The 21988-nt window shown below is 45.2% G+C and carries 21 protein-coding genes; 14 read left to right on the top strand and 7 right to left on the bottom strand.

Features of this window, described 5'->3' with window-relative positions; genetic code table 11:
- Positions 1 to 8 precede the first annotated feature (8 nt).
- Positions 9 to 1301 (bottom strand): ATP-dependent RNA helicase RhlB, encoded by a 1293-nt coding sequence (gene rhlB, locus ACVFI8_RS10005; RefSeq protein ID WP_248713447.1) that lies wholly within the window; start codon positions 1299 to 1301, stop codon positions 9 to 11.
- A 194-nt stretch (positions 1302 to 1495) separates the two neighbouring features.
- On the opposite strand from rhlB, the gene trxA reads away from it, so the two are divergent.
- The 6 genes from trxA (at position 1496) to fre (ending at position 6846) form a co-directional block, all read left to right on the top strand.
- Positions 1496 to 1822, top strand: coding sequence for a thioredoxin TrxA (trxA, locus tag ACVFI8_RS10000; RefSeq protein ID WP_248713446.1), 327 nt, complete (start codon positions 1496 to 1498; stop codon positions 1820 to 1822).
- 203 nt (positions 1823 to 2025) lie between these two features.
- Entirely contained in the window at positions 2026 to 3291 is a 1266-nt protein-coding gene (rho, locus tag ACVFI8_RS09995; RefSeq protein WP_248713445.1) for a transcription termination factor Rho, read from the top strand.
- A 38-nt stretch (positions 3292 to 3329) separates the two neighbouring features.
- Entirely contained in the window at positions 3330 to 4232 is a 903-nt protein-coding gene (locus ACVFI8_RS09990; RefSeq protein WP_248713444.1) for a hypothetical protein, read from the top strand.
- A gap of 175 nt (positions 4233 to 4407) precedes the next feature.
- On the top strand, positions 4408 to 5874 hold the full coding sequence (gene ubiD / locus ACVFI8_RS09985; RefSeq protein ID WP_248713443.1) for a 4-hydroxy-3-polyprenylbenzoate decarboxylase: 1467 nt from the start codon (positions 4408 to 4410) through the stop codon (positions 5872 to 5874).
- Positions 5874 to 6146 carry a 2Fe-2S iron-sulfur cluster-binding protein gene (locus tag ACVFI8_RS09980; RefSeq protein ID WP_457873729.1) on the top strand — a complete coding sequence of 91 codons (273 nt, stop codon included), beginning with the start codon at positions 5874 to 5876 and terminating at the stop codon, positions 6144 to 6146. The genes ubiD and ACVFI8_RS09980 overlap by 1 nt, the downstream gene beginning before the upstream one ends.
- A 4-nt stretch (positions 6147 to 6150) precedes the next feature.
- Positions 6151 to 6846 carry an NAD(P)H-flavin reductase gene (fre, locus tag ACVFI8_RS09975; protein WP_248713441.1) on the top strand — a complete coding sequence of 232 codons (696 nt, stop codon included), beginning with the start codon at positions 6151 to 6153 and terminating at the stop codon, positions 6844 to 6846.
- A 179-nt stretch (positions 6847 to 7025) separates the two neighbouring features.
- Here the strand turns inward: fre and ACVFI8_RS09970 are convergent, their stop codons facing one another.
- The 4 genes from ACVFI8_RS09970 to hemC are packed head-to-tail and all read right to left on the bottom strand — an operon-like array spanning position 7026 to position 11042.
- Positions 7026 to 8195: a heme biosynthesis HemY N-terminal domain-containing protein gene (locus ACVFI8_RS09970; RefSeq protein ID WP_248713440.1), complete on the bottom strand. Its 1170-nt coding sequence runs from the start codon at positions 8193 to 8195 to the stop codon at positions 7026 to 7028.
- Positions 8195 to 9355, bottom strand: a complete 1161-nt coding sequence (locus tag ACVFI8_RS09965; RefSeq protein ID WP_248713439.1) for a uroporphyrinogen-III C-methyltransferase — start codon at positions 9353 to 9355, stop codon at positions 8195 to 8197. The genes ACVFI8_RS09970 and ACVFI8_RS09965 overlap by 1 nt, the downstream gene beginning before the upstream one ends.
- Positions 9342 to 10109 (bottom strand): uroporphyrinogen-III synthase, encoded by a 768-nt coding sequence (locus tag ACVFI8_RS09960; protein WP_457873728.1) that lies wholly within the window; start codon positions 10107 to 10109, stop codon positions 9342 to 9344. The genes ACVFI8_RS09965 and ACVFI8_RS09960 overlap by 14 nt, the downstream gene beginning before the upstream one ends.
- 9 nt (positions 10110 to 10118) lie before the next feature.
- Positions 10119 to 11042 carry a hydroxymethylbilane synthase gene (hemC, locus tag ACVFI8_RS09955; protein WP_371923097.1) on the bottom strand — a complete coding sequence of 308 codons (924 nt, stop codon included), beginning with the start codon at positions 11040 to 11042 and terminating at the stop codon, positions 10119 to 10121.
- 252 nt (positions 11043 to 11294) lie between these two features.
- On the opposite strand from hemC, the gene ACVFI8_RS09950 reads away from it, so the two are divergent.
- Positions 11295 to 13769 carry a class I adenylate cyclase gene (locus ACVFI8_RS09950; RefSeq protein WP_457873727.1) on the top strand — a complete coding sequence of 825 codons (2475 nt, stop codon included), beginning with the start codon at positions 11295 to 11297 and terminating at the stop codon, positions 13767 to 13769.
- Positions 13770 to 13800: 31 nt separating this feature from the next.
- Here the strand turns inward: ACVFI8_RS09950 and cyaY are convergent, their stop codons facing one another.
- Positions 13801 to 14124 carry an iron donor protein CyaY gene (gene cyaY, locus ACVFI8_RS09945; RefSeq protein WP_457873819.1) on the bottom strand — a complete coding sequence of 108 codons (324 nt, stop codon included), beginning with the start codon at positions 14122 to 14124 and terminating at the stop codon, positions 13801 to 13803.
- A gap of 74 nt (positions 14125 to 14198) precedes the next feature.
- Between cyaY and lptM the strand changes: the two genes are divergently transcribed.
- The 7 genes from lptM to uvrD are packed head-to-tail and all read left to right on the top strand — an operon-like array spanning position 14199 to position 20984.
- The gene (gene lptM, locus ACVFI8_RS09940) at positions 14199 to 14336 is read left to right on the top strand and encodes an LPS translocon maturation chaperone LptM (RefSeq protein WP_248713435.1); all 138 of its coding nucleotides are present in this window, start codon (positions 14199 to 14201) and stop codon (positions 14334 to 14336) included.
- A gap of 28 nt (positions 14337 to 14364) precedes the next feature.
- Complete coding sequence (gene lysA, locus ACVFI8_RS09935; protein WP_248713434.1) at positions 14365 to 15618, top strand: diaminopimelate decarboxylase; 1254 nt, start codon at positions 14365 to 14367, stop codon at positions 15616 to 15618.
- 5 nt (positions 15619 to 15623) lie between these two features.
- Entirely contained in the window at positions 15624 to 16454 is an 831-nt protein-coding gene (dapF, locus tag ACVFI8_RS09930) for a diaminopimelate epimerase (protein WP_248713433.1), read from the top strand.
- Positions 16451 to 17155, top strand: coding sequence for a DUF484 family protein (locus ACVFI8_RS09925; protein WP_248713432.1), 705 nt, complete (start codon positions 16451 to 16453; stop codon positions 17153 to 17155). Before dapF ends, ACVFI8_RS09925 begins: the two co-directional genes overlap by 4 nt.
- A gap of 7 nt (positions 17156 to 17162) precedes the next feature.
- Entirely contained in the window at positions 17163 to 18056 is an 894-nt protein-coding gene (gene xerC, locus ACVFI8_RS09920; RefSeq protein WP_457873726.1) for a tyrosine recombinase XerC, read from the top strand.
- 12 nt (positions 18057 to 18068) lie between these two features.
- Complete coding sequence (locus tag ACVFI8_RS09915; protein WP_248713430.1) at positions 18069 to 18776, top strand: HAD-IA family hydrolase; 708 nt, start codon at positions 18069 to 18071, stop codon at positions 18774 to 18776.
- 33 nt (positions 18777 to 18809) lie between these two features.
- Positions 18810 to 20984, top strand: a complete 2175-nt coding sequence (gene uvrD, locus ACVFI8_RS09910) for a DNA helicase II (RefSeq protein WP_248713429.1) — start codon at positions 18810 to 18812, stop codon at positions 20982 to 20984.
- Between the two features lie 21 nt (positions 20985 to 21005).
- Here uvrD and rarD read toward each other — a convergent pair whose 3' ends face one another.
- Positions 21006 to 21905, bottom strand: coding sequence for an EamA family transporter RarD (rarD, locus tag ACVFI8_RS09905; protein ID WP_457873725.1), 900 nt, complete (start codon positions 21903 to 21905; stop codon positions 21006 to 21008).
- Positions 21906 to 21988: the final 83 nt, after the last annotated feature.

Below are 21988 nucleotides of genomic sequence, written 5' to 3'. Positions count from 1 at the left end.
GCGTCTATTTAATGCTGCCTAGGGCGGCGTTGATGCGAATGTTTACTATTACTGCGACTATGCCCTTTGCTGCCATTGCGGTTATTCATATTTTTAGCTCTATGAATACGTTGGGCACGAGGTAAGTCACTGATCAATGCTTCACTATCGTATTGACTAACGGGCACTGTATGTTTGATGTATTCTTCAATGGCTGGCAAATTAAATACATACTCTTCACAAGCAAGACTAATGGCATGACCGCTTAGGCCTGCGCGTCCAGTACGACCAATACGGTGTACATAATCTTCAGCATCGTCGGGTAAATCGTAATTAAATACATGCGTTACCGAAGGAATATGCAAGCCACGAGCGGCTACGTCAGTAGCGACTAGAATATCTAACTTACCTTCTGTAAATTGCTCTAGAATTTGTACGCGTTTACGCTGAGGAATATCACCAGTGAGAAGGCCTACACGATGTTTGTCGGCACTTAAGTGGCCCCAAATATCTTCACAGCGATGTTTGGTATTAGCGAAAATGATGGCGCGTTCTGGCCAATCTTCTTCAACCAAGGTTTGCAATAAGGCCATTTTATCTTCGTTAGAAGGATAAAAAAGTTCTTCTTTAATGCGAACACCCGTCATTTGTTCTGGTTCAACAATGACATGTTCAGGCTCGTTCATGTGTTCAAACGCGAGCTCTTTAACTTTGAAAGATAAGGTCGCGGAAAACAGCATGTTCAAACGTAGTTTTGGTTCTGGCATGCGACGCATTAAATAGCGGATATCTTTAATAAAGCCTAAATCGAACATTCGATCAGCTTCATCCAATACCAGCGCTTGCACACTGTTTAGGCTGAATGCGCCCTGCTTAAAGTAGTCAATCATTCTGCCGGTTGTTCCGATTAGAATATCAACACCTTCATCTAAAGTGGCGCGTTGGCTAGCGTAACCTTCTCCCCCATAAACTAAACCCAGCTTTAAGCCGGTAGCTTTAGCTAGCAGGCGGGCATCGTTATGAATTTGAATCGCCAGTTCGCGAGTCGGGGCGAGAATTAACGCTCTTGGTTGGTTTTGTTGGCGCGTTTCGGGCACTTCTGTGATTAGCAGGTGATTAAACGTGGCAACTAAAAAGGCTAATGTTTTCCCCGTACCGGTCTGGGCTTGGCCTGCAATATCTTTACCTGTGGTTAAGATGGGAAGGCTTTGCGCTTGGATCGGGGTGCAATTGTGATAGCCGTGCTGCTCTAAGGCTTCTAATACCTTATCTTGCAGTCCTAATTCGGCGAATCGTAGTTCAGTTAAATGTGCTTTGCTCATTGCGTAAGCATATCACAGCTAAGTTGCACTACCAGTACCAGATTTACTTTTAATGCTTGCTTCAATTACTTATGTTAATTGAAGCTAGCTTAGATTCCCTTGGAATGAGCTTGGGCTTGCATTCATTGGTCGGATGATTTCAAATAGTCAGGTAAATTATCTATATAGATAGCAGAAAATATTTGGAGTAAGACATGAGCGACAAATTGGTTCAGCTGAGCGACGACAGTTTCGAGGCAGACGTACTAAATGCAAGCACACCTGTACTGGTTGACTTCTGGGCTGAGTGGTGTGGACCGTGTAAAATGATTGCACCGATCCTAGATGAAGTTGCTGACGAATATGCCGGTAAAGTCACAGTGGGCAAATTGAATATTGACCAAAATGCGGGCACACCGCCAAAATTCGGTATTCGAGGCATCCCAACTTTGTTGTTATTTAAAGATGGCAAAGTAGCGGCGACCAAGGTTGGCGCCTTGTCTAAAGCGCAGTTGACCGCGTTTTTGGACGAAAACCTGTAACAACTATGTGAGCAGGTCGACATTCGTTGCCTGCTTTTGCTGGATCTTTCTCCACAATAGTGCTAATTTTATTTTCGAATTTTCCTACGCCCGTTTTTTTATAGGCTATCCCTTGGCCGATTAGACAGTCGAGTAAGCATCTCTATTTTATCTCACTCAAGCTGCCGTCAGCCTTTTTCGATAAAAACTGAAACCCCATCATTATGAATTTAACTGAGCTAAAAAATACCCCGGTCCATGAATTGATTACCCTAGGTGAATCAATGGGCTTAGAAAATCTGGCACGTTTGCGCAAGCAAGATATTATCTTTTCGATCTTAAAAGCTCACGCGAAAAGCGGCGAAGCGATTTTTGGTCATGGTGTACTGGAAATTTTGCAGGATGGTTTTGGCTTCTTACGTAGCGCCGACTGTTCTTACTTAGCTGGTCCTGATGATATTTATGTTTCGCCTAGCCAAATCCGTCGATTTAACTTACGTACCGGTGATACGGTAGAAGGTAAAATTCGCCCACCTAAAGAAGGCGAGCGTTACTTTGCTTTATTAAAAATCGGTCAAGTTAACCACGACAAACCAGAAAACTCGCGTAATAAAATCTTATTTGAAAACCTCACTCCACTGCATGCAACCAAGCGTATGCGTATGGAGCGTGGTAATGGTTCTACCGAAGATATTACCGCTCGTGTTTTAGATTTAGCCTCTCCGATTGGTAAAGGCCAACGTGGTTTGATTGTTGCTCCGCCAAAAGCGGGTAAAACCATGTTGCTACAAAACATTGCGCAAAACGTGGCATTTAATCACCCAGAGTGTGAGCTTATCGTATTGCTGATCGATGAGCGCCCTGAAGAAGTGACTGAAATGCAGCGTTTGGTTCGCGGCGAAGTGATTGCTTCGACCTTTGATGAGCCCGCTAGCCGTCACGTTCAAGTGGCAGAAATGGTAATTGAAAAAGCTAAACGTCTAGTTGAACACAAGAAAGACGTTATCATCTTACTTGATTCTATTACTCGTTTGGCGCGCGCTTACAACACCGTTATTCCTTCTTCAGGCAAGGTATTAACCGGTGGTGTAGACGCTAACGCTTTACACCGTCCAAAGCGTTTCTTTGGTGCGGCCCGTAACGTTGAAGAAGGTGGTAGTTTAACCATTATTGCTACCGCGTTGGTAGATACCGGTTCAAAAATGGACGAAGTTATCTACGAAGAGTTTAAAGGTACCGGTAACATGGAACTGCACTTGAGCCGTAAGATTGCAGAAAAACGTGTTTACCCAGCTATCGACATTAATCGCTCTGGTACTCGTCGCGAAGAGTTGCTTACTAGTGCCGATGAACTGCAGAAAATGTGGATATTGCGGAAGATTGTTCATCCAATGGATGAAACCAGCGCGATGGAATTCCTAATTGATAAACTCTCTATGAGTAAGACCAATGATGATTTTTTTGATGCGATGAAAGCGCAGAAGAAATAATTTTAAACTGGCCGTTAATACGGCCAGTTTTATTTCTGATGATGAAATATCTTCTACTCGTTTTAGGTTTAAACTTAAGCTTGTTTGCTCATTCTGAGCAGCAAGGTCCCAATCTGCCTGCCGACGCTATCGATCAGCAAGTGCCAAACATGATTTTACGGCGCAGTGTTGATGCTTTAATGCAAAACCAACCCGCCTGGGTCATCGACTTACTTCCCAATTTAAGAGCTGAACACCGTGAAGCCTTGCTGTTTGAAAGCTTGCGCTACTTGCATTTAAATCAGCATATTCCAGACCAAACTTTAAAAAATTGGTTATTGGAGTTAGCTTCAGAGCGGCCATTGGTAAGAGAAGCTGCGGTGATCGATGGTTACGAAGTGATTCGACCTAGTTATGATTATCCGGCCTTAGCCAGAAGCTTAATTCTCAATCAAGTTTCAGCGGAACGCTCTCAACTGTATTTAACCGAATTACTGCGTGATGATTTCCAGTGGTCTTTGGTGTTCAGGCGGAATAACCCCCTTATTTTAGCGCAGCAGCTTGATCTAAAGAGAGCCTTTTCGCAATTGAATTCTGAACAGTTACACTATGTGAAGAAAGCAATGCCAGGGAAGTTATTTTTCCCTGATAACAGTGTGGTGGTGGCGTTAGCCTTGGGTATCGCTACGCCTGAAGCTATTGCCGAAGTATTGCGCTTACCTATGGATCAATACAGTGTCTCGTTGCTAGAGTGGGTGCGTTTACAAATGCCGCCTGAACTGGCCTTTGAGATACTCATGGATGCAGCGGATAATCCAGAATTACTCTATTTTGCGTATAGCGCGATTGCCCGCTTAGGCAGAGTTTACCCGCCCGCTGCTCAGTTTATTTTGGAGCAATTCCGTGATTCTGAGCATAAAGAGTTGGCTGCAATTGTGATGATTGAGATGCAATCTCGGTAATCTAAAGGCACCGCATAGGCGCTATTCATTAGGCTTAGTGAACCCTTGGTTAGTCTGCAGCGTTGTTCTATATTGATGTAGAATAAGCATATTTTTCATTTTCGTCTTGTTTAAAAGCTATTAATGACTTCACCGCAGCGGTGAAAGAAAGACCAATCGACCTTGGGTTAATGTAATGAAATATAAAGATTTAAGAGACTTTATTGGCTTGCTGGAGAAGCGCGGAGAGCTAAAACGTATTACCGTTGAAGTGTCTACCGAGTTAGAAATGACCGAAATATGCGATCGAACTTTAAAAGCGGGTGGCCCTGCTTTATTGTTCGAAAATGTTAAAGGTCACAGCATGCCGGTGTTGGGCAATCTTTTTGGCACTCCAGAACGCGTGGCTTTAGGGATGGGGCAAGACTCTGTATCAGCCTTGCGCGAGGTGGGTACTTGGCTGTCTTACCTAAAAGAGCCTGAGCCACCAAAAGGTTTGAAAGAACTGTGGGAAAAACTGCCTATATTCAAACAAGTTCTTAATATGCCCACTAAAAAGCTGCGTTCGGCGCCATGCCAGGAAATTGTATGGAGTGGCGAGGAGGTTGATTTAGACAAATTGCCTATTCAACACTGCTGGCCTGGAGACGTTGCACCACTGGTTACCTGGGGGCTGACTATTACTCGGGGCCCCTATAAGAAACGCCAAAACTTGGGTATCTATCGACAGCAAAAGTTGGCTAAAAACAAACTTATCATGCGTTGGTTGTCACACCGTGGTGGAGCTATTGATTTTCGAGAGTTTCAAGAACTTAACCCAGGTAAACCCTACCCTGTAGCGGTTGCTTTGGGCGCTGATCCTGCCACTATTTTGGGGGCGGTAACTCCGGTCCCTGATACCTTATCAGAATATGCTTTTGCCGGTTTATTACGGGGCGGAAGAACCGAAACCGTGCAGTGTATTAGTAATGATTTGGAAGTACCAGCGAGTGCTGAAATAGTGCTTGAGGGATATTTGGAGCCGAATGAAAATGCGCCCGAGGGCCCTTACGGTGATCACACCGGCTATTATAACGAAGTAGACGAATTTCCGGTGTTTACGATTACCCATATGACGATGCGAAAAGACCCTATTTACCATAGTACTTATACGGGGCGGCCGCCCGACGAGCCCGCTGTATTGGGCGTTGCCTTAAATGAAGTATTTGTTCCAATTCTACAAAAGCAGTTTCCAGAAATTGTTGATTTTTATTTGCCACCCGAAGGATGTTCTTATCGGATGGCGGTGATAACGATTAAGAAACAATACCCTGGTCATGCTAAGCGGGTAATGCTTGGGGTTTGGTCATATCTACGCCAGTTTATGTATACCAAGTTTGTTATTGTTTGTGATGATGATATCAACGCGCGTTCTTGGCAGGATGTAATATGGGCTATCACCACACGTATGGATCCTAGCCGAGATACTACGTTAATAGACCATACTCCCATTGATTATTTAGATTTTGCCTCGCCGGTGTCTGGCTTGGGTTCAAAAATGGGTCTCGATGCGACCAATAAATGGCCCGGTGAAACTAATCGAGAGTGGGGGGAAGTGATTGAAATGGCTCCAGAAGTGAAGCAGAGAGTGGATAGTATTTGGCAGCAATTAGGCATAGACTAGTGGCAAAGAGCTATAAAGTCGAAATGGGGCAAACCGTTTTTTGGGTTGAACCGCAAGAAACACTCCTAAATGCAGCGACAAGGCAGGGAGTAAAATGGCCATATAGATGTGGTCAAGGTGCTTGCTTAAGCTGCTTAGCCCGATGTATATCAGGCACAGTGAGTTACCATGGAATGGCGCCAATGCTAAGCGAAGCCGAGCAAACCCAAGGATGGTTTGCGGCCTGCTTAGCGAGTGCAGAAACAGATCTCTATATCAGTTTAGAAGGGTGAAAGTATGAAGCGCATTAGTTGCAAGGTTGCATCGGTCTCGCCGATCTTGGATGACATTTTTAATGTAGAATTAGAGCCATCTGAGCCACAAGGATTTGTGGCGGGCCAGTATCTACAGATAGTAATGGCTGAAGATGATAAACGACCATTTTCTCTGGCCAGTTCGCCAGAGCAGGCGGGGGTTTACGAATTACATATTGGCGCCCCCGAAGGCAACCCTTATGCCCGCCAAGTCATCGACAAGTTAAAAATTAGCGGTGAAATTGAGGTGGAAATGCCTTTTGGTCATGCGGGTTTTGATGAATCAAGCCAACGGCCGATCCTAATTATGGTTGGTGGAACCGGCTTTTCTTACGCTAAGTCTATCGTTGAACATATTGTGGATAGCGAACAAGATCGCGAGATCTATTTGTATTGGGGCGGCCGTAATTTAGGCGGTCTGTACTTACACGAACTTGCCTATCAATGGGCTGAACTTGATCAAGTCACTTTTGTTCCTGTGCTTGAACAAGCTATGCCACAGTGGACAGGGAAAAAAGGTTTAGTACATGAAGCGGTATTAGAAGACTTTGCCGATATGAGTGGCTTAGAGGTTTATATTGCTGGTCGTTTTGAGATGGCCGATGTAGCGCGTACTGCTTTTACTCAGCAAGGTTTACCCTTAGACCAATTACATGGTGATGCTTACGAGTTCATCTAATACTTTGCCACTTATTCGCTCAGTATTGTAAGGGCGAAAATAGAGGCGAATAGTGCTGTGAATGTTGTAATTTGAATCACTCATTACTGCACCTTCGCGGGTATAAAAATGGCGAGCTAAGCTCGCCATTTTGCTTTTTTATCTTTGCCACACCTTTACGTCGTCTCGCTAAGCCCTTGCTAAATGGCCAACGCTTGGCGGTAGTAATGAATTGCCTGTTCAGGATCGTCTAATTGGCGACAGGTTTCAGCTAAGCCTTTATAACACTCGCTAGTGGCTGCTATTTGCATACTCTCTTCATAGTATTTTTTCGCTTCTTGCCATTGTTGTTGTTGCATATGTAACTGAGCAATAAGGTTTAATAGCGCTGTATTATTAGGGTGTTTACGAAGCAAGCCGCTGAGTTGCTGTTGTAGCGGATGAGGATCAGCTAAATGTAATTCTGCAGCCACTGCTAGTAGTTCTTTATCGGCGTGTTTATTCAGTAAATCACCGAGTAATTGATACGCAGCTGTGTTATCACCAGAGGTAATTAAGGCTTGGCATGCGGCAGCCGCAATGGTCATCGATTTTTTCTGCTTGCGTGGCATGGTATTCCAATGCTCAGCGACGGCCTCTGAGCCCCTGCTATTAGCCAGCTGCAAGAATAATGCTTGATAGCTGGTTGATAGCTCGCTGTGATAGTGGGCCGCGTCAATCAATTCTGCCTTGGCGGCAAGCGGTAACAAGTCAATATAGCGTTGCCAAAGCGATAATTGGGGCAATATTTGTAACAGCATACGTTTTACTGGCGCTTGCTTGATACTTTCATGTGGTAATTGCTCGATACTGTTCAGCGCAGCTTGGAAGTTTTGCTGCTTGATTTGCAGGCGAGCTTGCGTAATCAGTACTGCCGACTCATTGTTTGATGTTTTATTGGCTTGCTCCAAATATTGGTCGCGCTTCTTATCTTGGCCTTGCTCCTGAGCTGCCTCGGCGGCGGCTAAATAGTTTAATGCAGGAGCATCACTAAAACTGGCCCCTTTACTGACTAATTTTTCTGCGTTTTGATAATCACCTCTCATCATCGCCAGCATGCCTTGTTGGGTGTTACTAATGGCTTTTTGTTTGCGTCGTTGGCCCCACCAGTTGCCGCTGCGAGAGACACTTAGCCATAACCATCGAGCCAACCATAAACTAAGTAGCAACACACAGAAACAGATAAAACTGAGGAAAATAGCACTGGTTACCGACATTTCGATGGTGTAATTGTCAAAGGCAATCAGTACGTATCCTTTATTTCCCGCGAGTTGCGGGCCGAGGGATAAGCCAATGGCAATGCACACTAGCAGGATAAGTATTTTAAACATTACTCGCCCTCCCCTAAAGAAGGTAATAGCCGTTGTTGGCGATCTTTAATGGCTTGCTCGGCTGCGCTTAAGCTAGAGAGTTGTTCCGGTAACTTATCGACAATGTTCAGTTGCTGCAGTTGCTGCAAATCTGCAATCATCGCTTGAGCTTGACTGTTTTGAATGAAAAAATCCGTCACCCAAAGTTCAGCGCGTTGCAGCTTAGCTTTGAAGAGCTCCCCGTGGGAACGAAATAGCGCTTGTTCGGCTTGTTGTAGTTGTAGCTTTAGGTTCTCTTTTAAGTACCAAGCATGCTGAGGTTCTATTAAGGCTTCAACTTGGCCGTCACGGCGACGCACGGTAATGAAGTTTTCACTAAACTTGCGCCAGCTTTTACTTAAATTTTCCTGCCAATCGGCACTGTCGGCACTGAGTTCATTATTCTGCTGTTGTACGGCTTCTGGCAGTTCAATTTCTGCTAGCTGGAGGTTTTCGGCTTGATGCAAAATGCTCTCTAACTGAAAGGCAATACCATCTTTATCGACCAAAGGTATCGCTTTTAGCAATTGAATATCGTTATTTATGGCACGACGAAGCGGCAACAGATGAGGGTCATCGGCGTTGTTAATACTGCTATCGGCTTCTAACAACAGAGCGATGGCTGTGGCGGGATCCTGTTCTAGCCATAACTTGTGTGCGGCTAACTTTAGTAAGTAGTTGGCTTCATTGAGTCGCCAATGATTAGCATCTTTAATATTCAGCAGTGCTAATTGGCGCTCAATGGTTTTGCGGTTTTGCTCGGTTAATGCTAACTGAGCTTGCAAAGCAACGTAGGCTTGTTGCTGCTCTGCCAGTTTGTCATCGATATTACTGAGCTGGCTTTTATTTGAACTCACACCACTAATTAAATTTTGCTCTTTGGCCGCTAGGCTGGTTTTCATTAGCTGAATTTGGGTCTCTGAGTGCTCGCGGAACTGATGGCCATGCCAATATAAGCCTATGGCCATTGCAATACTAAGAATAATCGCAATAATCGCCAGTAGTTTAGCTGTTTTGTCTCCTGAGTCGTTCGATGTTGCAGGGGACGCTAGCTCAGGCGCTGCGGCATGGGTATTAGTGGCCGTTGAATCATTAGAGGGAGTAGCCTTGGTTTGGCTATCTGATTGTTTATCTTTGGTCATTTTTATTCCTTGCCGATGACGATATCTGCGCTAATGCGTTAATAAAAGCCATATCTGATGCGCCTTCGCACAATACAATGTGCACAAAACCCAAACTCTTCGCGTATTCAAGCAAACGCTGACTTGGCACCAATAAAGTAACGCCTTTAAGCCAAGCTCGTTGCATTGGTGTACTAGTAAGGGTAGTAAGGTGTTTCAAAATTTCACCACTAGTAGCAATTATAGTGTTGATCTGTGAGCGCCAATGTTCAAGTTGTTGCTCTGAGTAACTAATTAAATTTCTTTGGTAACAAGTAACATAGCTCACCTCTATGCCTTTGGCTTGTAGTTTTTGCGCTAGCCATTCGCGACCTTGTTGTCCACGTAAGATAGTGGCTCGAGTCACCCCCTGCAATTGTTGGTCAATCAGTTGCAACATACCTTCACTATCTTGTCGTGCAGGAACTAAGGCCTTAACGCCATATTGTTGCCAACATTCAGCGGTGGCTTTTCCAACCGCTAAATATTGTAATGAGCTTGGCCAATTTAGTCGCTGTTGTTGGACAAACTGTTGGCAGGACTCAACCGCATATTGGCTGACCGCAATGACTAAGTCGACAGTACTGTCAGCTGCAAGTATCGTGTTTAATTGAGCCAGTTGTTGGCTGGCTTTAATATCTACCATAGGAGCCGCAATCGCTGAGTAGCCAAAAGCTTGAAGCGTTTTGACACATTGTTGGTTGTGCGGCTTAGGTCGAGTAACAAGTACTTGCACAAGGCATCCTTATTTTTGGTAGACCGCCTGTAAGATGGGCGCGGCACCGGCTTCTAATAGTTCTTCAGCTAAGGCTAAACCGATCTGCTCGGCGTCTTTACAGGCCCCTCGAAGCTGCTTTTCAATGATTTGAGAGCCATCTATCGCCCCGACCAAACCGCGAACAAATAATTGCTCACCTTCTAGCTCGGCGTAACAACCAATAGGCACCTGACATCCCCCCTCTAAACGACGGTTCATTGCTCGTTCAGCACTCACTCTCATTGCAGTAGCTAGGTGATTTAGCGGGGCAAGCAAAGCGAGTAATTCGCTATCGTCACTGCGACATTCGATACCTACAGCGCCTTGTCCGCCGGCAGGTAAAATTTGCTCGGGCTCGATATACGCGCTGATCCGTTCGGCCATTTCTAAGCGAATCAGTCCGGCACTGGCCAGAATGATGGCATCAAACTCCCCGGCATCTAATTTTGCTAGGCGAGTATTCACATTGCCACGCAAGTCTTTAATGGTTAGGTCTGGGCGCTGCGCTTTGAGTTGGCATTGACGACGTAGGCTAGAGGTTCCAACAATCGCCCCTTGTGGTAATGCATCTAAGGTGGCGTAGTGATTGCTGACGAAGGCATCACGAGGATCTTCTCGTTGGCAAATACAATGCAAGCCCAAACCTTGCGGAAATTCCATCGGTACATCTTTCATCGAGTGCACCGCTATGTCGGCCAAGCCATCCAGCATGGCCACCTCTAACTCCTTAATGAATAGTCCTTTACCACCAATTTTGGCTAAGGGAGTATCTAGAATCTTGTCGCCTCGAGTACTCATCGCTAAAAGTTCAACGGTTAAACTGGGGTGGTGACGCTCTAACTCTGATTTAACAAAGTGGGCTTGCCACATAGCTAAAGGGCTCTTGCGAGTTGCGATTCTCACTTTCTTCACTGGAATAAACCTCTTGATTTGGGTAACAAATAGTACCACTGGATAGTTTTTAGCCCAAGCAAGCATTACTAACAGGGATGGTTGAGTAAAGACTATCTCTTTGAGTTACAACAATTAGTACTAGTCTAAATATACGCACAAAAATTGTGCGTTTGTATTTACCGGTATTATACTAACTGTTAAGATGATCACATTTTGTTATCACTGAAATTCAGTCAATATTAACCCACTAAGCCACAGGTAATAAAAACTTTGCAAGAAACAATTGCCTCTCTATTAGAGAAGGTGACGCGATCAAATCAGCACCGTAAGCAACTCGCATTGCAGACCATGCCTGCCGCTGTTCAGCAGGTATTTGAGCTGTTGCCGTTGATGCTGCATTATTCGCATCCTTGCGTACCTGGGTTTATTGAAGGGCAAGTACCTAGTGGTGTTTGTCAATTTGAGCCTAGTGCTCGGCACGCCATTTATTTACAGCAACACTTCTTATGTAGCCCTGAACAACCTAATCAGTGTGAAATTTTAGGCCTGTACTCTATGGGGAGTACCGCCACGGTGGGGCAAACTGAATCAAGCGATTTGGATATTTGGGTTTGTCACAATGCCGACTTAGCAGTGGAACGCGTCGCCTTACTCACTGAAAAGTGCGCACAGATTTCTTCTTGGGCCGCCCACCAAGGGGTTGAGCTTAATTTCTTCATGGTTGAAGAAAACCAATTTAAGACCGGTTCTATCAGCGAGCTGTCTAAAGACAATTGTGGCAGTGCTCAACACCTGTTATTGCTGGATGAATTTTATCGCACCGCGTTACCGCTTGCCGGTAAACAGTTGGTCTGGTTTGCCGTCCCCACTAATTTGGAGCAGAGCTATGAGAGTTTTGTGGCTGCTCAGTTCGAGTTAGGTGTATTTAATCATCAAGAGTGGTTAGATTTAGGTGGCTTAGATACCATTCCGGCAGAAGAGTATTTTGGCTCTGGCTTATGGCAACTTTACAAGGGTATCGACTCGCCCTATAAAGCGGTATTAAAAACATTGCTAATGGAAGCGTATTCGGCGGATTACCCAAGGCCAAGTTTATTGGCGGTAGAAGCCAAACGCCTCATGCAGCAAGACCAAACCTTTGCACTAGAACATGATGCTTACTATCTGATGTTGGATAAGGTAACCAAGTATCTTGAATCAATTAAAGATAGCGCCCGCTTGGATTTGGTTAGGCGCTGTTTCTATCTGAAAAACTGCGAATGTAGTCCCTTACCGAGTGATTTAGTTGACGTGCGCTCGTTAACTTGGCAACAGCGCTTCATGGCTAAGCTCGTTAAGCAATGGGATTGGCCACAACATAAAATTGAGCACCTTAATCTGCGCCGTGCTTGGAAAGTACAAGATGTTCGCCAAGCGCACAGTGAATTACTCGACGCACTCATGCTAAGTTACCGAAACTTGATTCGCTTTGCCCGCCGTAACGATATTAGTGAGTCAATTAACCCTGAAGATATCGGCATATTGTCACGTAAGTTGTATGCGGCCTTTGAAAGCTTGCCGGGCAAAGTGACCCTGATTAATCCGCAAATTTCTCCCGATTTATCAGAGGAAAATCTCAGCTTTATTCATGTTCCCAAGGGGCGAAGCTGCGCTGAAGGTTGGTACTTATATAAACAGCCTCTTACTGGTTTATCGATTGTCGGACAAGCTCCACTTGAGCACGCCAGCTATATTTCTAAATTGATGGCCTGGAGCTACTTTAATCAACTTAAAACCGACCAAACCCAGTTAAGTTTGCATAAACACCAAGGTGATTTGAATCTTGAGACGCTAAAACAGTTTGCTGAAGACTTACGCCGAGCTTTTCCAGTCAATGTTGATGCGGCCAGTAATACGGCCTTAACGCGTCCTTGTGAAATACGCCATTTAGGGGTATTCATCAATTTAGAGAAAGATCCTACCGCTAAATGGGCGGGTAAAGTGATCGAGTTTGATGCTACTGCTACTGACGTATTTAGTTTTGGTCGAGACTCTGATTGTTTAGTGGGCTCAGTTGATCTGGTCTACCGCAATACTTGGAATGAGATTAGAACCCTGCATTTTAAGGGGGATAGTGCGGTGGTTGATGCCTTAACGACCGTATTGGGCAAGATGCATCGCGATGCCAATGTTCCCGAACACATTGACGTATTTTGCTACAGTGAAAACTTGCGTGAACAGATATGTAGTAACTTTAAAACCTTGTTAGTTGAGAGTATTCAGAGTCGCTTACAACCCTTGGATAAACGCATTGTAAAAACCATTGTATTAGGTAGAGACAAATACGGCTTGTTCATTGAAGACCGTGGCGTATCGGTTAAAAAATTAGAAAATGGCGTAGAGTTTTATCGTCAGCTTTCTAATAACAAACTACAACGTATGCCTTTGCAGTTAAACGCGGGAAACACCAAAAAAGTACCTAACGTTGTAGAAGCGCATGCTAGCGAAGGATTGGTACAGTACTTCTTTGAAAATCTTAATACTGGTTTTAACATCTATATTGTTGATGAACACAACCGTATTGAGATGTATCAAGATTTTGAAGGGAGTAAAGAAGAATTAGTGCAAGGAATTAATCGGTTTTACACCTCTTCTCGAGAGCAATATGGTACTCGTAATGAGGTGATAAACTTTAACTTGCCTCAGTTCTACGACATTGTTGTTGTCGAAGGGCAGTGGCAAGTTAAGTCATATCGTAGCAGCTAACAATTAATTGTGCTGCTACTGGGTCGCATGCTTAGAAAGACAGCTGTTCGCCACTCTGCTTAGTAATCGATTCAGTTAAGAATGACCAAAACTCTACGCCGCTCCTATTACAAATCCACAAGCCTTGCTCTTCATGCCACTCAAAATGGAAGCCACCAAATTTAGTCGCCAACCAAAGCTGATGTAATGGCTCTTGTTTGTTGATTACCATTTTAGAACGATTTTCAAACTCTAAGGTAAGCACGCCACCATTAACATCACATTCAATATCGAAGTCATCGCTATCCGTGGTCGTTTCGATCTTTTCAAAGGCATTATCCACCAGTTGGTGATATTGACTATCATTCATCACAATCATCCTGTCCTATTGCTTTTCTTGCTTCGAATGCGGATTATAGAGGGCATTCAAAAAAGAATCATGGCTTTATCATGAACAAACAGGCAATAGCTGTTATTTTGCTGAGTATTGGGCTTAGTGCTTGCGGTCAAAAAGGACCTCTTACTCACCCGCAAGCGACACCGGAAAATACCCCGGCGGCCCCCGCACAAGCAGAACCTACAGAGTAAGCACTGCAACACAAAAAAGGACAGATCATTGGATTTCTTTAGTTATCAAAACGAGCAATTAAACGCAGAACAATGCTCGGTAGCTGACTTAGCCAGCACTTACGGTACACCTTTGTACGTATATTCACGCGCCACGATTGAGCGTCATTGGCAAGCCTTTGACAAAGCGGCGGGTAAACGTCCACACATGATCTGTTACGCAGTAAAGGCTAATTCAAACTTAGCGGTACTTAATGTGATGGCGCGAATGGGCTCTGGCTTTGATATTGTATCTGGTGGTGAACTGGCAAGAGTCATAAAGGCGGGGGGTGATCCTGCTAAAGTGGTCTTTTCAGGTGTGGGTAAAACCGAGCAAGAAATTACCGATGCGCTCAATCACGGTATCTACTGTTTTAACGTAGAATCTGAGCCTGAGCTAGATCGAATCAGTAAAGTGGCTCAAGGTTTAGGCAAAGTAGCGCCTATTTCATTACGTATTAACCCAGATATTGATGCTGGCACACACCCTTATATCTCTACCGGATTAAAAGAAAACAAATTTGGTATCGCGATTGAAAAAGCTGCCGCCGCCTATGCTTATGCCGCGGATTTACCGTCGTTGAATGTCGTAGGTCTAGATTGCCATATTGGCTCGCAGCTAACCGAAATATCGCCCTTTGTCGAAGCTATCGATAAATTACTGGCTTTAATCGACCAGCTTGCCGAGCAGGGCATTGTGATTGAGCACCTTGATGTTGGTGGAGGCTTAGGCGTTAATTACGACGATGAAACCCCACCCGAGCCTGCAGATTATGCTAGCGCTCTAGCTGAACGCTTAGGTGACCGAAAATTAAAGCTACTGTTTGAACCTGGCCGTGCCATTATGGCCAATGCGGGTATTTTAGTGTCTAAAGTTGAATTCTTAAAAATGTCAGACAGTAAAAATTTTGCCATTGTTGATGCTGCGATGAACGATTTGTTGCGTCCGTCTTTATATAGCGCTTGGCAACGTATTGTGCCAGTGATTAAGCGTCCTGAACTTATCGCGACTAGCTATGATGTGGTGGGGCCTATTTGTGAGACTGGCGATTTCTTAGGTAAAGACCGCGAATTAGCCATTGAAGCGGGCGACTATATCGCAGTGCGCTCATCTGGCGCGTATGGCTTTACCATGAGCTCAAATTATAACTCTCGTTGTCGAGCAGCCGAAGTGATGGTTGACGGTGATAGCGCGCATATTGTGCGTGAGCGTGAAGTCCTCGAGTCTCTTTGGGCCGGCGAAACGCTGTTGCCTAAAGGATAAAAATAATGTTAGTAAACTTTACTAAAATGCACGGCTTGGGTAATGACTTTGTGGTTATCGACAATGTCACCCAAAATGTGTTTTTTAACCAAGAAGTGATTAGCCGTCTGGCAGATCGTAATTTTGGTATTGGCTTTGACCAGTTTTTAGTGGTTGAGCCACCCTATGATCCAGATTTAGATTTTCACTATCGAATTTTTAATGCCGATGGCAGTGAAGTTGAGCAGTGTGGTAATGGCGCCCGTTGTTTTGCCCGCTTTGTGGTGAGTAAAGGCCTTACTAATAAACGCAGTATTGGGGTGAGTACCAAGTCGGGGAAAATCGTCTTGCATGTCGAGAGTGATGGCCAGATCACCGTGAATATGGGGGTGCCAGAGTTTGAACCAAGTAAAATCCCTTTTCGCGCTAAAAAAGCAGAAAAAACCTACATCTTAAGGGGTGAAGAGCAAACCGTTTTTGCCGGTGTGGTCTCTATGGGCAATCCACATTGTGTTATCGATGTCGATGACATCACTCAAGCGCCTTTAGACACGCTAGGAAAAAGCCTAGAGAAACATGAGCGATTTCCGCAAAAAGTGAATGTAGGTTTCAGCCAAATTATCGACGAGAACAACATTAAACTACGTGTTTATGAGCGTGGTGTTGGTGAAACGCTTGCTTGTGGTACGGGAGCGTGTGCGGCGGTTGTTGTTGGGCGTCAGCAAGGTAAATTAGCTGAAAATGTGAATGTTGATTTACCCGGTGGACGCTTACGCATTCAATGGCAGGGAGAAGGTAAACCAGTCAAAATGACTGGCCCTGCAGTCATGGTGTTTGATGGTCAGGTGCATTTATGAGTGAGTTCGATCTGTCTCAACCCTTGCTAATTGACGAAACCTTGGTGGTGGAGTTCTTATTAGATAATCCTGATTTCTTTATGCGTCACCCCAGCTTAGTAAAGCAATTGCGTTTGCCACATAAAGAGAAAGGGGCGGTGTCTTTAGTCGAGTTACAAGTACAGCGGTTGCGCGACAAAGTGCTCAACCTCGAACAAGAAATCACCGACTTAATGGCCGTCGCTAGTCTTAATGAACGCATTTACAACGTATATGTAGATTTATTACCGGATTTAATGGCCTGTGATTCTTTTGCCGAATTACAGCATCGTTTAAGCCGTGCGCTTGTGGATGACTTAGGTGTAGAAAGAGTGTCTTTACGCTTGAGTAAAAGCTTGTTTGCGTCGGGTGATTTAACTGATGAATATGGTTTAGAGCATGAGCAAATCGAGCGAGTACGGGTAACTCGTTTAAGTCATCAGCCTCACTATTTTGGTCGTATGACTAAAGGAGAATTGGAGCTATTGTTTGAGCACACTGACGATATAGCCTCAGTGGCAATGATGCCGTTAGGCCACAATGCTGAGTTAGGCTTTTTCATTGCGGCGAGCCGCGATGCAGACCACTACGTGGCTGGTATGGATAGTTTATTACTTACCCAACTCTGCCAGGTAATCGCCAGCTTATTGATACGTTTAGTGCCATTGAAACAAGAGCCATAAGCGTTATATGCAGGATGATATTGACGCTTTTCTCCACTACCTAGAGGTTGAGCGTCGCTATAGCCCCGCCACCATTAGCTCCTACCAACGTAGCTTGCTACAACATCAAAAACTGTTAAATGAACTGGGTTGCCAGTCATGGCAATCGGTTGATTCTCAGATCTTGCGTGGCGTGTTAGTTAAACTAAAAACAGCCGGCTTATCGCCCCGCTCTATGGCGAATAAATTGTCGGCCTTGCGAAGCTTTTTTAACTATTTACTGGGTCAACAAATAGTCCCGCTCAATCCGGTGATTGGTATCTCTGCTCCCAAGCAAAGCAAGCCATTACCCAAGAACTTAGACATTGATTCTATTGAGCAGTTATTGTCTTTAGATAGCAGTGATTTAGTCAGTTGCCGTGATTTAGCTATGATGGAATTATTGTACGCCAGCGGTATTCGACTGGCTGAGCTAGTGAGTTTAAATGTTTCGGATATCGATTTTGAACAACAGCAGTTGTTGGTCACCGGTAAAGGTAACAAGCAGCGTTTGGTGCCTTTTGGCTCTAAAGCGGAACAAGCACTAAAACACTGGCTTAAGCAGCGGCGCTTATTGGTCATGGACGAAGCGGAGCCGGCGGTGTTTGTTAGTGTTCGCCAACAGCGAATTAGCCACCGCACTGTGCAAAAGCGTTTGCAACACTGGGCGCAGCAAATGCAACTAAGCAGCACCCTTCATCCTCATAAGTTGCGCCATTCTTTTGCTACGCATTTATTAGAAAGTAGTGGTGACTTACGTGTGGTTCAAGAGTTATTGGGGCACGCTAACTTATCCACTACCCAAGTTTATACCCATCTAGATTTTGCCCACTTGGCGAGTACTTATGATGCGGCTCACCCACGTGCTAAACGTAAACCTTAAGCGAGTAAGCAGATGATTTTTTACCGAAGTTGGTCACCTGTAAAGGCGCTGTCTTTCGACTTAGATGATACTTTATACGATAACTGGCCGCATATTCACCGCGCCGAACAGTGGTTAATGGATTATCTTAAATCTGAAGTGCATGCCACTGCACATTTGACCACGAGTCAGTGGCAGCAGTATAAACGCCGTATTATTAAGAATAATCCAGAATTGAAAGGTGATGTGAGCGCCTGCCGTATAGCTTGGTTGCGCTTGGCCTTTGTTGAGCACGGCCTGGAGCAAGTAGCGGCGAGTCACTTAGCCGAGCAAATATTTCAGCAGTTCTTAGCGGTACGTAGTGACTTTGTGGTGCCGCCAACCAGTTTGGCGTTACTGCAACAGCTCGCCAGCCGCTATCGTCTCGTCGCGATCACCAATGGTAATGTTGATATTCTCCAAATTGGCTTAGGTGGATTGTTCGAGCTAGAGCTAAAGGCTGGTGGCAAGTTTAGCGCCAAGCCAGCGGCTGATATGTACCACTATGCCAGTCAACAGTTACAGTTGGCACCGCAGCAAATTGCTCACGTTGGCGATCACTGCATTACCGATGTTGCGGGGGCCACTAAGGCGGGTTACCGCTCTATTTGGCTTAATCAAAATAGCCAACAACCAAGAAAACTGACCGCTTTACCCGATATCGAGATAAGCCAACTGGCACAACTTCAATACCTGTTATAATATACAGGTGTTTTTACCCCTCAAGAGAGCACCATGGATATTTCTGAGCTGTTAGACGGCCTCAATGATAAGCAGCGCGAAGCCGTCGCCGCTGCACCTAGCAATATGTTATTACTCGCGGGCGCTGGTAGCGGTAAAACGCGTGTCTTGGTGCATCGCATTGCATGGCTAATGCAGGTGGAAAATGTTTCTCCACTATCAATTTTGTCGGTCACCTTTACCAACAAAGCGGCAGCAGAAATGCGTTCACGGGTTGAGAAATTAGTCGGCAATCGCTTTCAAGGTATGTGGATGGGGACCTTTCACTCGCTGGCGCATCGCCTATTACGTGCCCACTCTCGTGATGCAGGCCTGCCCGATGACTTTCAAATCATCGATTCTGACGATCAATATCGCCTATTGCGTCGCTTAATCAAGGCGATGAATCTAGATGAGAAACAATGGCCCGCCAAGCAAGTTCAATGGTATATCAATGCGCGTAAAGATGAGGGCCAACGGGCTGAACATGTAGACTACAGTAACAATCCCATTGAGCGTCAGCAGTTAGAAATTTATCAAGCGTATCAGCAGGCATGTGATCGTTCTGGTTTGGTCGATTTTGCTGAATTGTTGTTACGCGCCCACGAATTGTGGCTAAAACAGCCGCATATCTTGCACCATTACCAACAGCGTTTTCGCCATATTCTGGTGGACGAATTTCAAGATACCAACACCATTCAATATGCTTGGCTACGAATGTTGGTTACCGACCACAATAACATCACTATCGTAGGCGATGACGACCAGTCTATTTACGGCTGGCGTGGTGCTAAAATTGAAAATATTCAAAGCTTCGAACGAGATGTACCAAAGGTGAATACTATTCGTCTTGAGCAAAATTATCGAAGCAGCGCCAATATTCTAAAAGCCTCTAATCAGCTTATCGAAAACAACCAAGGTCGTATGGGTAAAAGTCTCTGGACCGATGATAAAGATGGCGAGTTGATTTCTATTTACACCGCTTTTAATGATATCGACGAAGCCCGCTTTGTGGTGGCGCGTATTCAACAGCGTGTTGAAGAGCATGGCGCTAGCCTCGCTGATTGTGCCATTTTGTATCGTAACAATGCTCAGTCGCGGGTATTGGAAGAAGCGCTAATGCAAGAGCGTTTGGCTTATCGCATCTATGGTGGCTTACGCTTCTTCGAGCGCCAAGAAATCAAAGACGCCTTGGCGTATTTACGTTTAATCAGTAATCCTCACGATGACGCCTCATTTGAACGTGTGGTCAATACCCCTACCCGTGGGATTGGGCAGCGAACCATTGAGTTGCTGCGTCAAGCTGCCCGTGAGCAGCAGTTAAGCCTGTGGCAAGCGGTAGACTATTGTTTGCAACAAAATGCCCTGTCGGGGCGTGCGGCCAATGCAGTGAGTCAATTTGTACAGTTGCTACAACAGCTTAAGTTACAAACTCAAGAAATGGCCCTAGGCGAGCAAACTGACTACGTAGTTAAGGGCTCTGGTCTACTAGCGATGTATCAAGCTGAAAAGGGCGAAAAAGCCCAAGCTCGTGTAGAAAACTTAGATGAACTGGTCACCGCCACCCAGCAATTCACGCAAATGGAAGAAGACCAAGATCTTTCGCCTCTGGTGGCTTTTTTATCACATGCGGCCTTAGAGGCGGGTGACAATCAAGCTGAAGCTGATGAAGCGGCGGTGCAGCTCATGACCTTGCATAGTGCCAAGGGCTTAGAGTTCCCAGTGGTGTTTTTAGTGGGCGTCGAAGAAGGCATGTTCCCAAGCCAGCAGTCGGCGGAAGAGTCTGGACGACTCGAAGAAGAGCGCCGACTGTGTTACGTGGGCATGACCCGAGCCATGCAAAAATTATATTTATGCCATGCTGAGAGCCGTCGTTTGTGGGGAAAAGAGGTTTTTCATCCGCCTTCACGCTTCTTGCGTGAGCTACCCAGTGAATGCTTGGATGAAATCCGCTTGAATACCGCTGTTAGCCGACCAGTGCAACAAGGACGCTTTTCTCACCAAATACAACAAGCAGCCTTTGATGATAGTGGTTTTAGTTTAGGGCAGCGAGTTGCCCACCCTAAATTTGGTGCGGGTATCGTGTTGAATTATGAAGGCTCTGGGCAACAAAGTCGGGTGCAAGTGCAGTTTGAAGAAGCGGGCGCGAAATGGCTGGTACTCGCTTACGCCCGACTCGAAAAAATCTAATGGGTAAGGTCTAAGCAGCCATTATTTGGCTGCTTTTTTTTGTCTGCGTTGGTTACGTAAGGCATCCCAGGTAAATACGCTTAAACCTAGCCAAATAAAAGCGAAGGTGAGTAGCTTCATGGGCTCTAGCTCTTCGCCATATACACTGGTGGCTAAAATGAACATCAGCGAGGGGCCAATGTATTGAAAGAAACCAATAGTAGACAGGCGTAAGCGCGTAGCGGCCGCAGCAAAACACAATAAGGGCAGGGTCGTGACGATGCCTGCACTTAATAACAATATATTTAAACTGCTAGTATTGCCGAGTAAATGGCTGGTAGCTGAATCGGCAAATAACCCTAGATAAGCCAGCGCTAGCGGAAATAACCATAGGGTTTCCACAAATAATCCTGGCAAGGCTGCTAGGTTGACTTTTTTGCGTAGTAAACCATAAAAGCCAAAACTCACCGCTAAACTGATCGCAATCCACGGCAGAGAGCCGTAGCTTATAACCTGAATTAACACGCCGCTGAGGGCTAAACCAATCGCAACCCATTGAGCGCGACGAAAGCGCTCCCCCAAAAACAGCATGCCTAACACAACATTAAATAAGGGGTTGATGTAGTAACCCAAACTAGCGTCCAACATGCGGTCATTATTGACCGCCCAAATGAAAATCAACCAATTTAAGCCTATTAACACTGAGGTTAGTGCTAGCGTAGCTAATTGCTTGGGTTGTTTGATAACCGCACTTACCGCCCCCCATTGCTTACCTAAACCGAGCAAGGCTGCCACAAATACACAAGACCAAATGACGCGATGCGCTAAAATTTCATAGGCAGGTACTTGAGTCAGGCTTTTAAAATATACGGGAGCAAAGCCCCACATAACATAGGCGGCAAGGGCAAAGATTACACCGTGCTTAGTGGTTTGATTAGGCATTAAGTTGGGAGTTTGGCGAGAAAGTCAGTGTAGTGTATCAGGTGAATGGATATGCAGCCATATATTCAATTGCGCGGTTGCTA

It is taken from the genome of Agarivorans sp. MS3-6, from assembly GCF_054112545.1.
The sequence above is the reverse complement of the archived record's forward strand: the minus strand, read 5'-3'. Positions and strand labels throughout refer to the sequence as shown.

What these genes read in the sequence shown, in the direction of transcription:
- rhlB (WP_248713447.1), bottom strand. Translation starts at nt 1,301, where the DNA reads ATGAGCAAAGCACATTTAACTGAACTACGATTCGCCGAATTAGGACTG.
- trxA (WP_248713446.1), top strand. Translation starts at nt 1,496, where the DNA reads ATGAGCGACAAATTGGTTCAGCTGAGCGACGACAGTTTCGAGGCAGAC.
- rho (WP_248713445.1), top strand. Translation starts at nt 2,026, where the DNA reads ATGAATTTAACTGAGCTAAAAAATACCCCGGTCCATGAATTGATTACC.
- ACVFI8_RS09990 (WP_248713444.1), top strand. Translation starts at nt 3,330, where the DNA reads ATGATGAAATATCTTCTACTCGTTTTAGGTTTAAACTTAAGCTTGTTT.
- ubiD (WP_248713443.1), top strand. Translation starts at nt 4,408, where the DNA reads ATGAAATATAAAGATTTAAGAGACTTTATTGGCTTGCTGGAGAAGCGC.
- fre (WP_248713441.1), top strand. Translation starts at nt 6,151, where the DNA reads ATGAAGCGCATTAGTTGCAAGGTTGCATCGGTCTCGCCGATCTTGGAT.
- ACVFI8_RS09970 (WP_248713440.1), bottom strand. Translation starts at nt 8,195, where the DNA reads ATGTTTAAAATACTTATCCTGCTAGTGTGCATTGCCATTGGCTTATCC.
- ACVFI8_RS09965 (WP_248713439.1), bottom strand. Translation starts at nt 9,355, where the DNA reads ATGACCAAAGATAAACAATCAGATAGCCAAACCAAGGCTACTCCCTCT.
- lptM (WP_248713435.1), top strand. Translation starts at nt 14,199, where the DNA reads ATGAACAAACAGGCAATAGCTGTTATTTTGCTGAGTATTGGGCTTAGT.
- dapF (WP_248713433.1), top strand. Translation starts at nt 15,624, where the DNA reads ATGTTAGTAAACTTTACTAAAATGCACGGCTTGGGTAATGACTTTGTG.
- ACVFI8_RS09925 (WP_248713432.1), top strand. Translation starts at nt 16,451, where the DNA reads ATGAGTGAGTTCGATCTGTCTCAACCCTTGCTAATTGACGAAACCTTG.
- xerC (WP_457873726.1), top strand. Translation starts at nt 17,163, where the DNA reads ATGCAGGATGATATTGACGCTTTTCTCCACTACCTAGAGGTTGAGCGT.
- ACVFI8_RS09915 (WP_248713430.1), top strand. Translation starts at nt 18,069, where the DNA reads ATGATTTTTTACCGAAGTTGGTCACCTGTAAAGGCGCTGTCTTTCGAC.
- uvrD (WP_248713429.1), top strand. Translation starts at nt 18,810, where the DNA reads ATGGATATTTCTGAGCTGTTAGACGGCCTCAATGATAAGCAGCGCGAA.
- rarD (WP_457873725.1), bottom strand. Translation starts at nt 21,905, where the DNA reads ATGCCTAATCAAACCACTAAGCACGGTGTAATCTTTGCCCTTGCCGCC.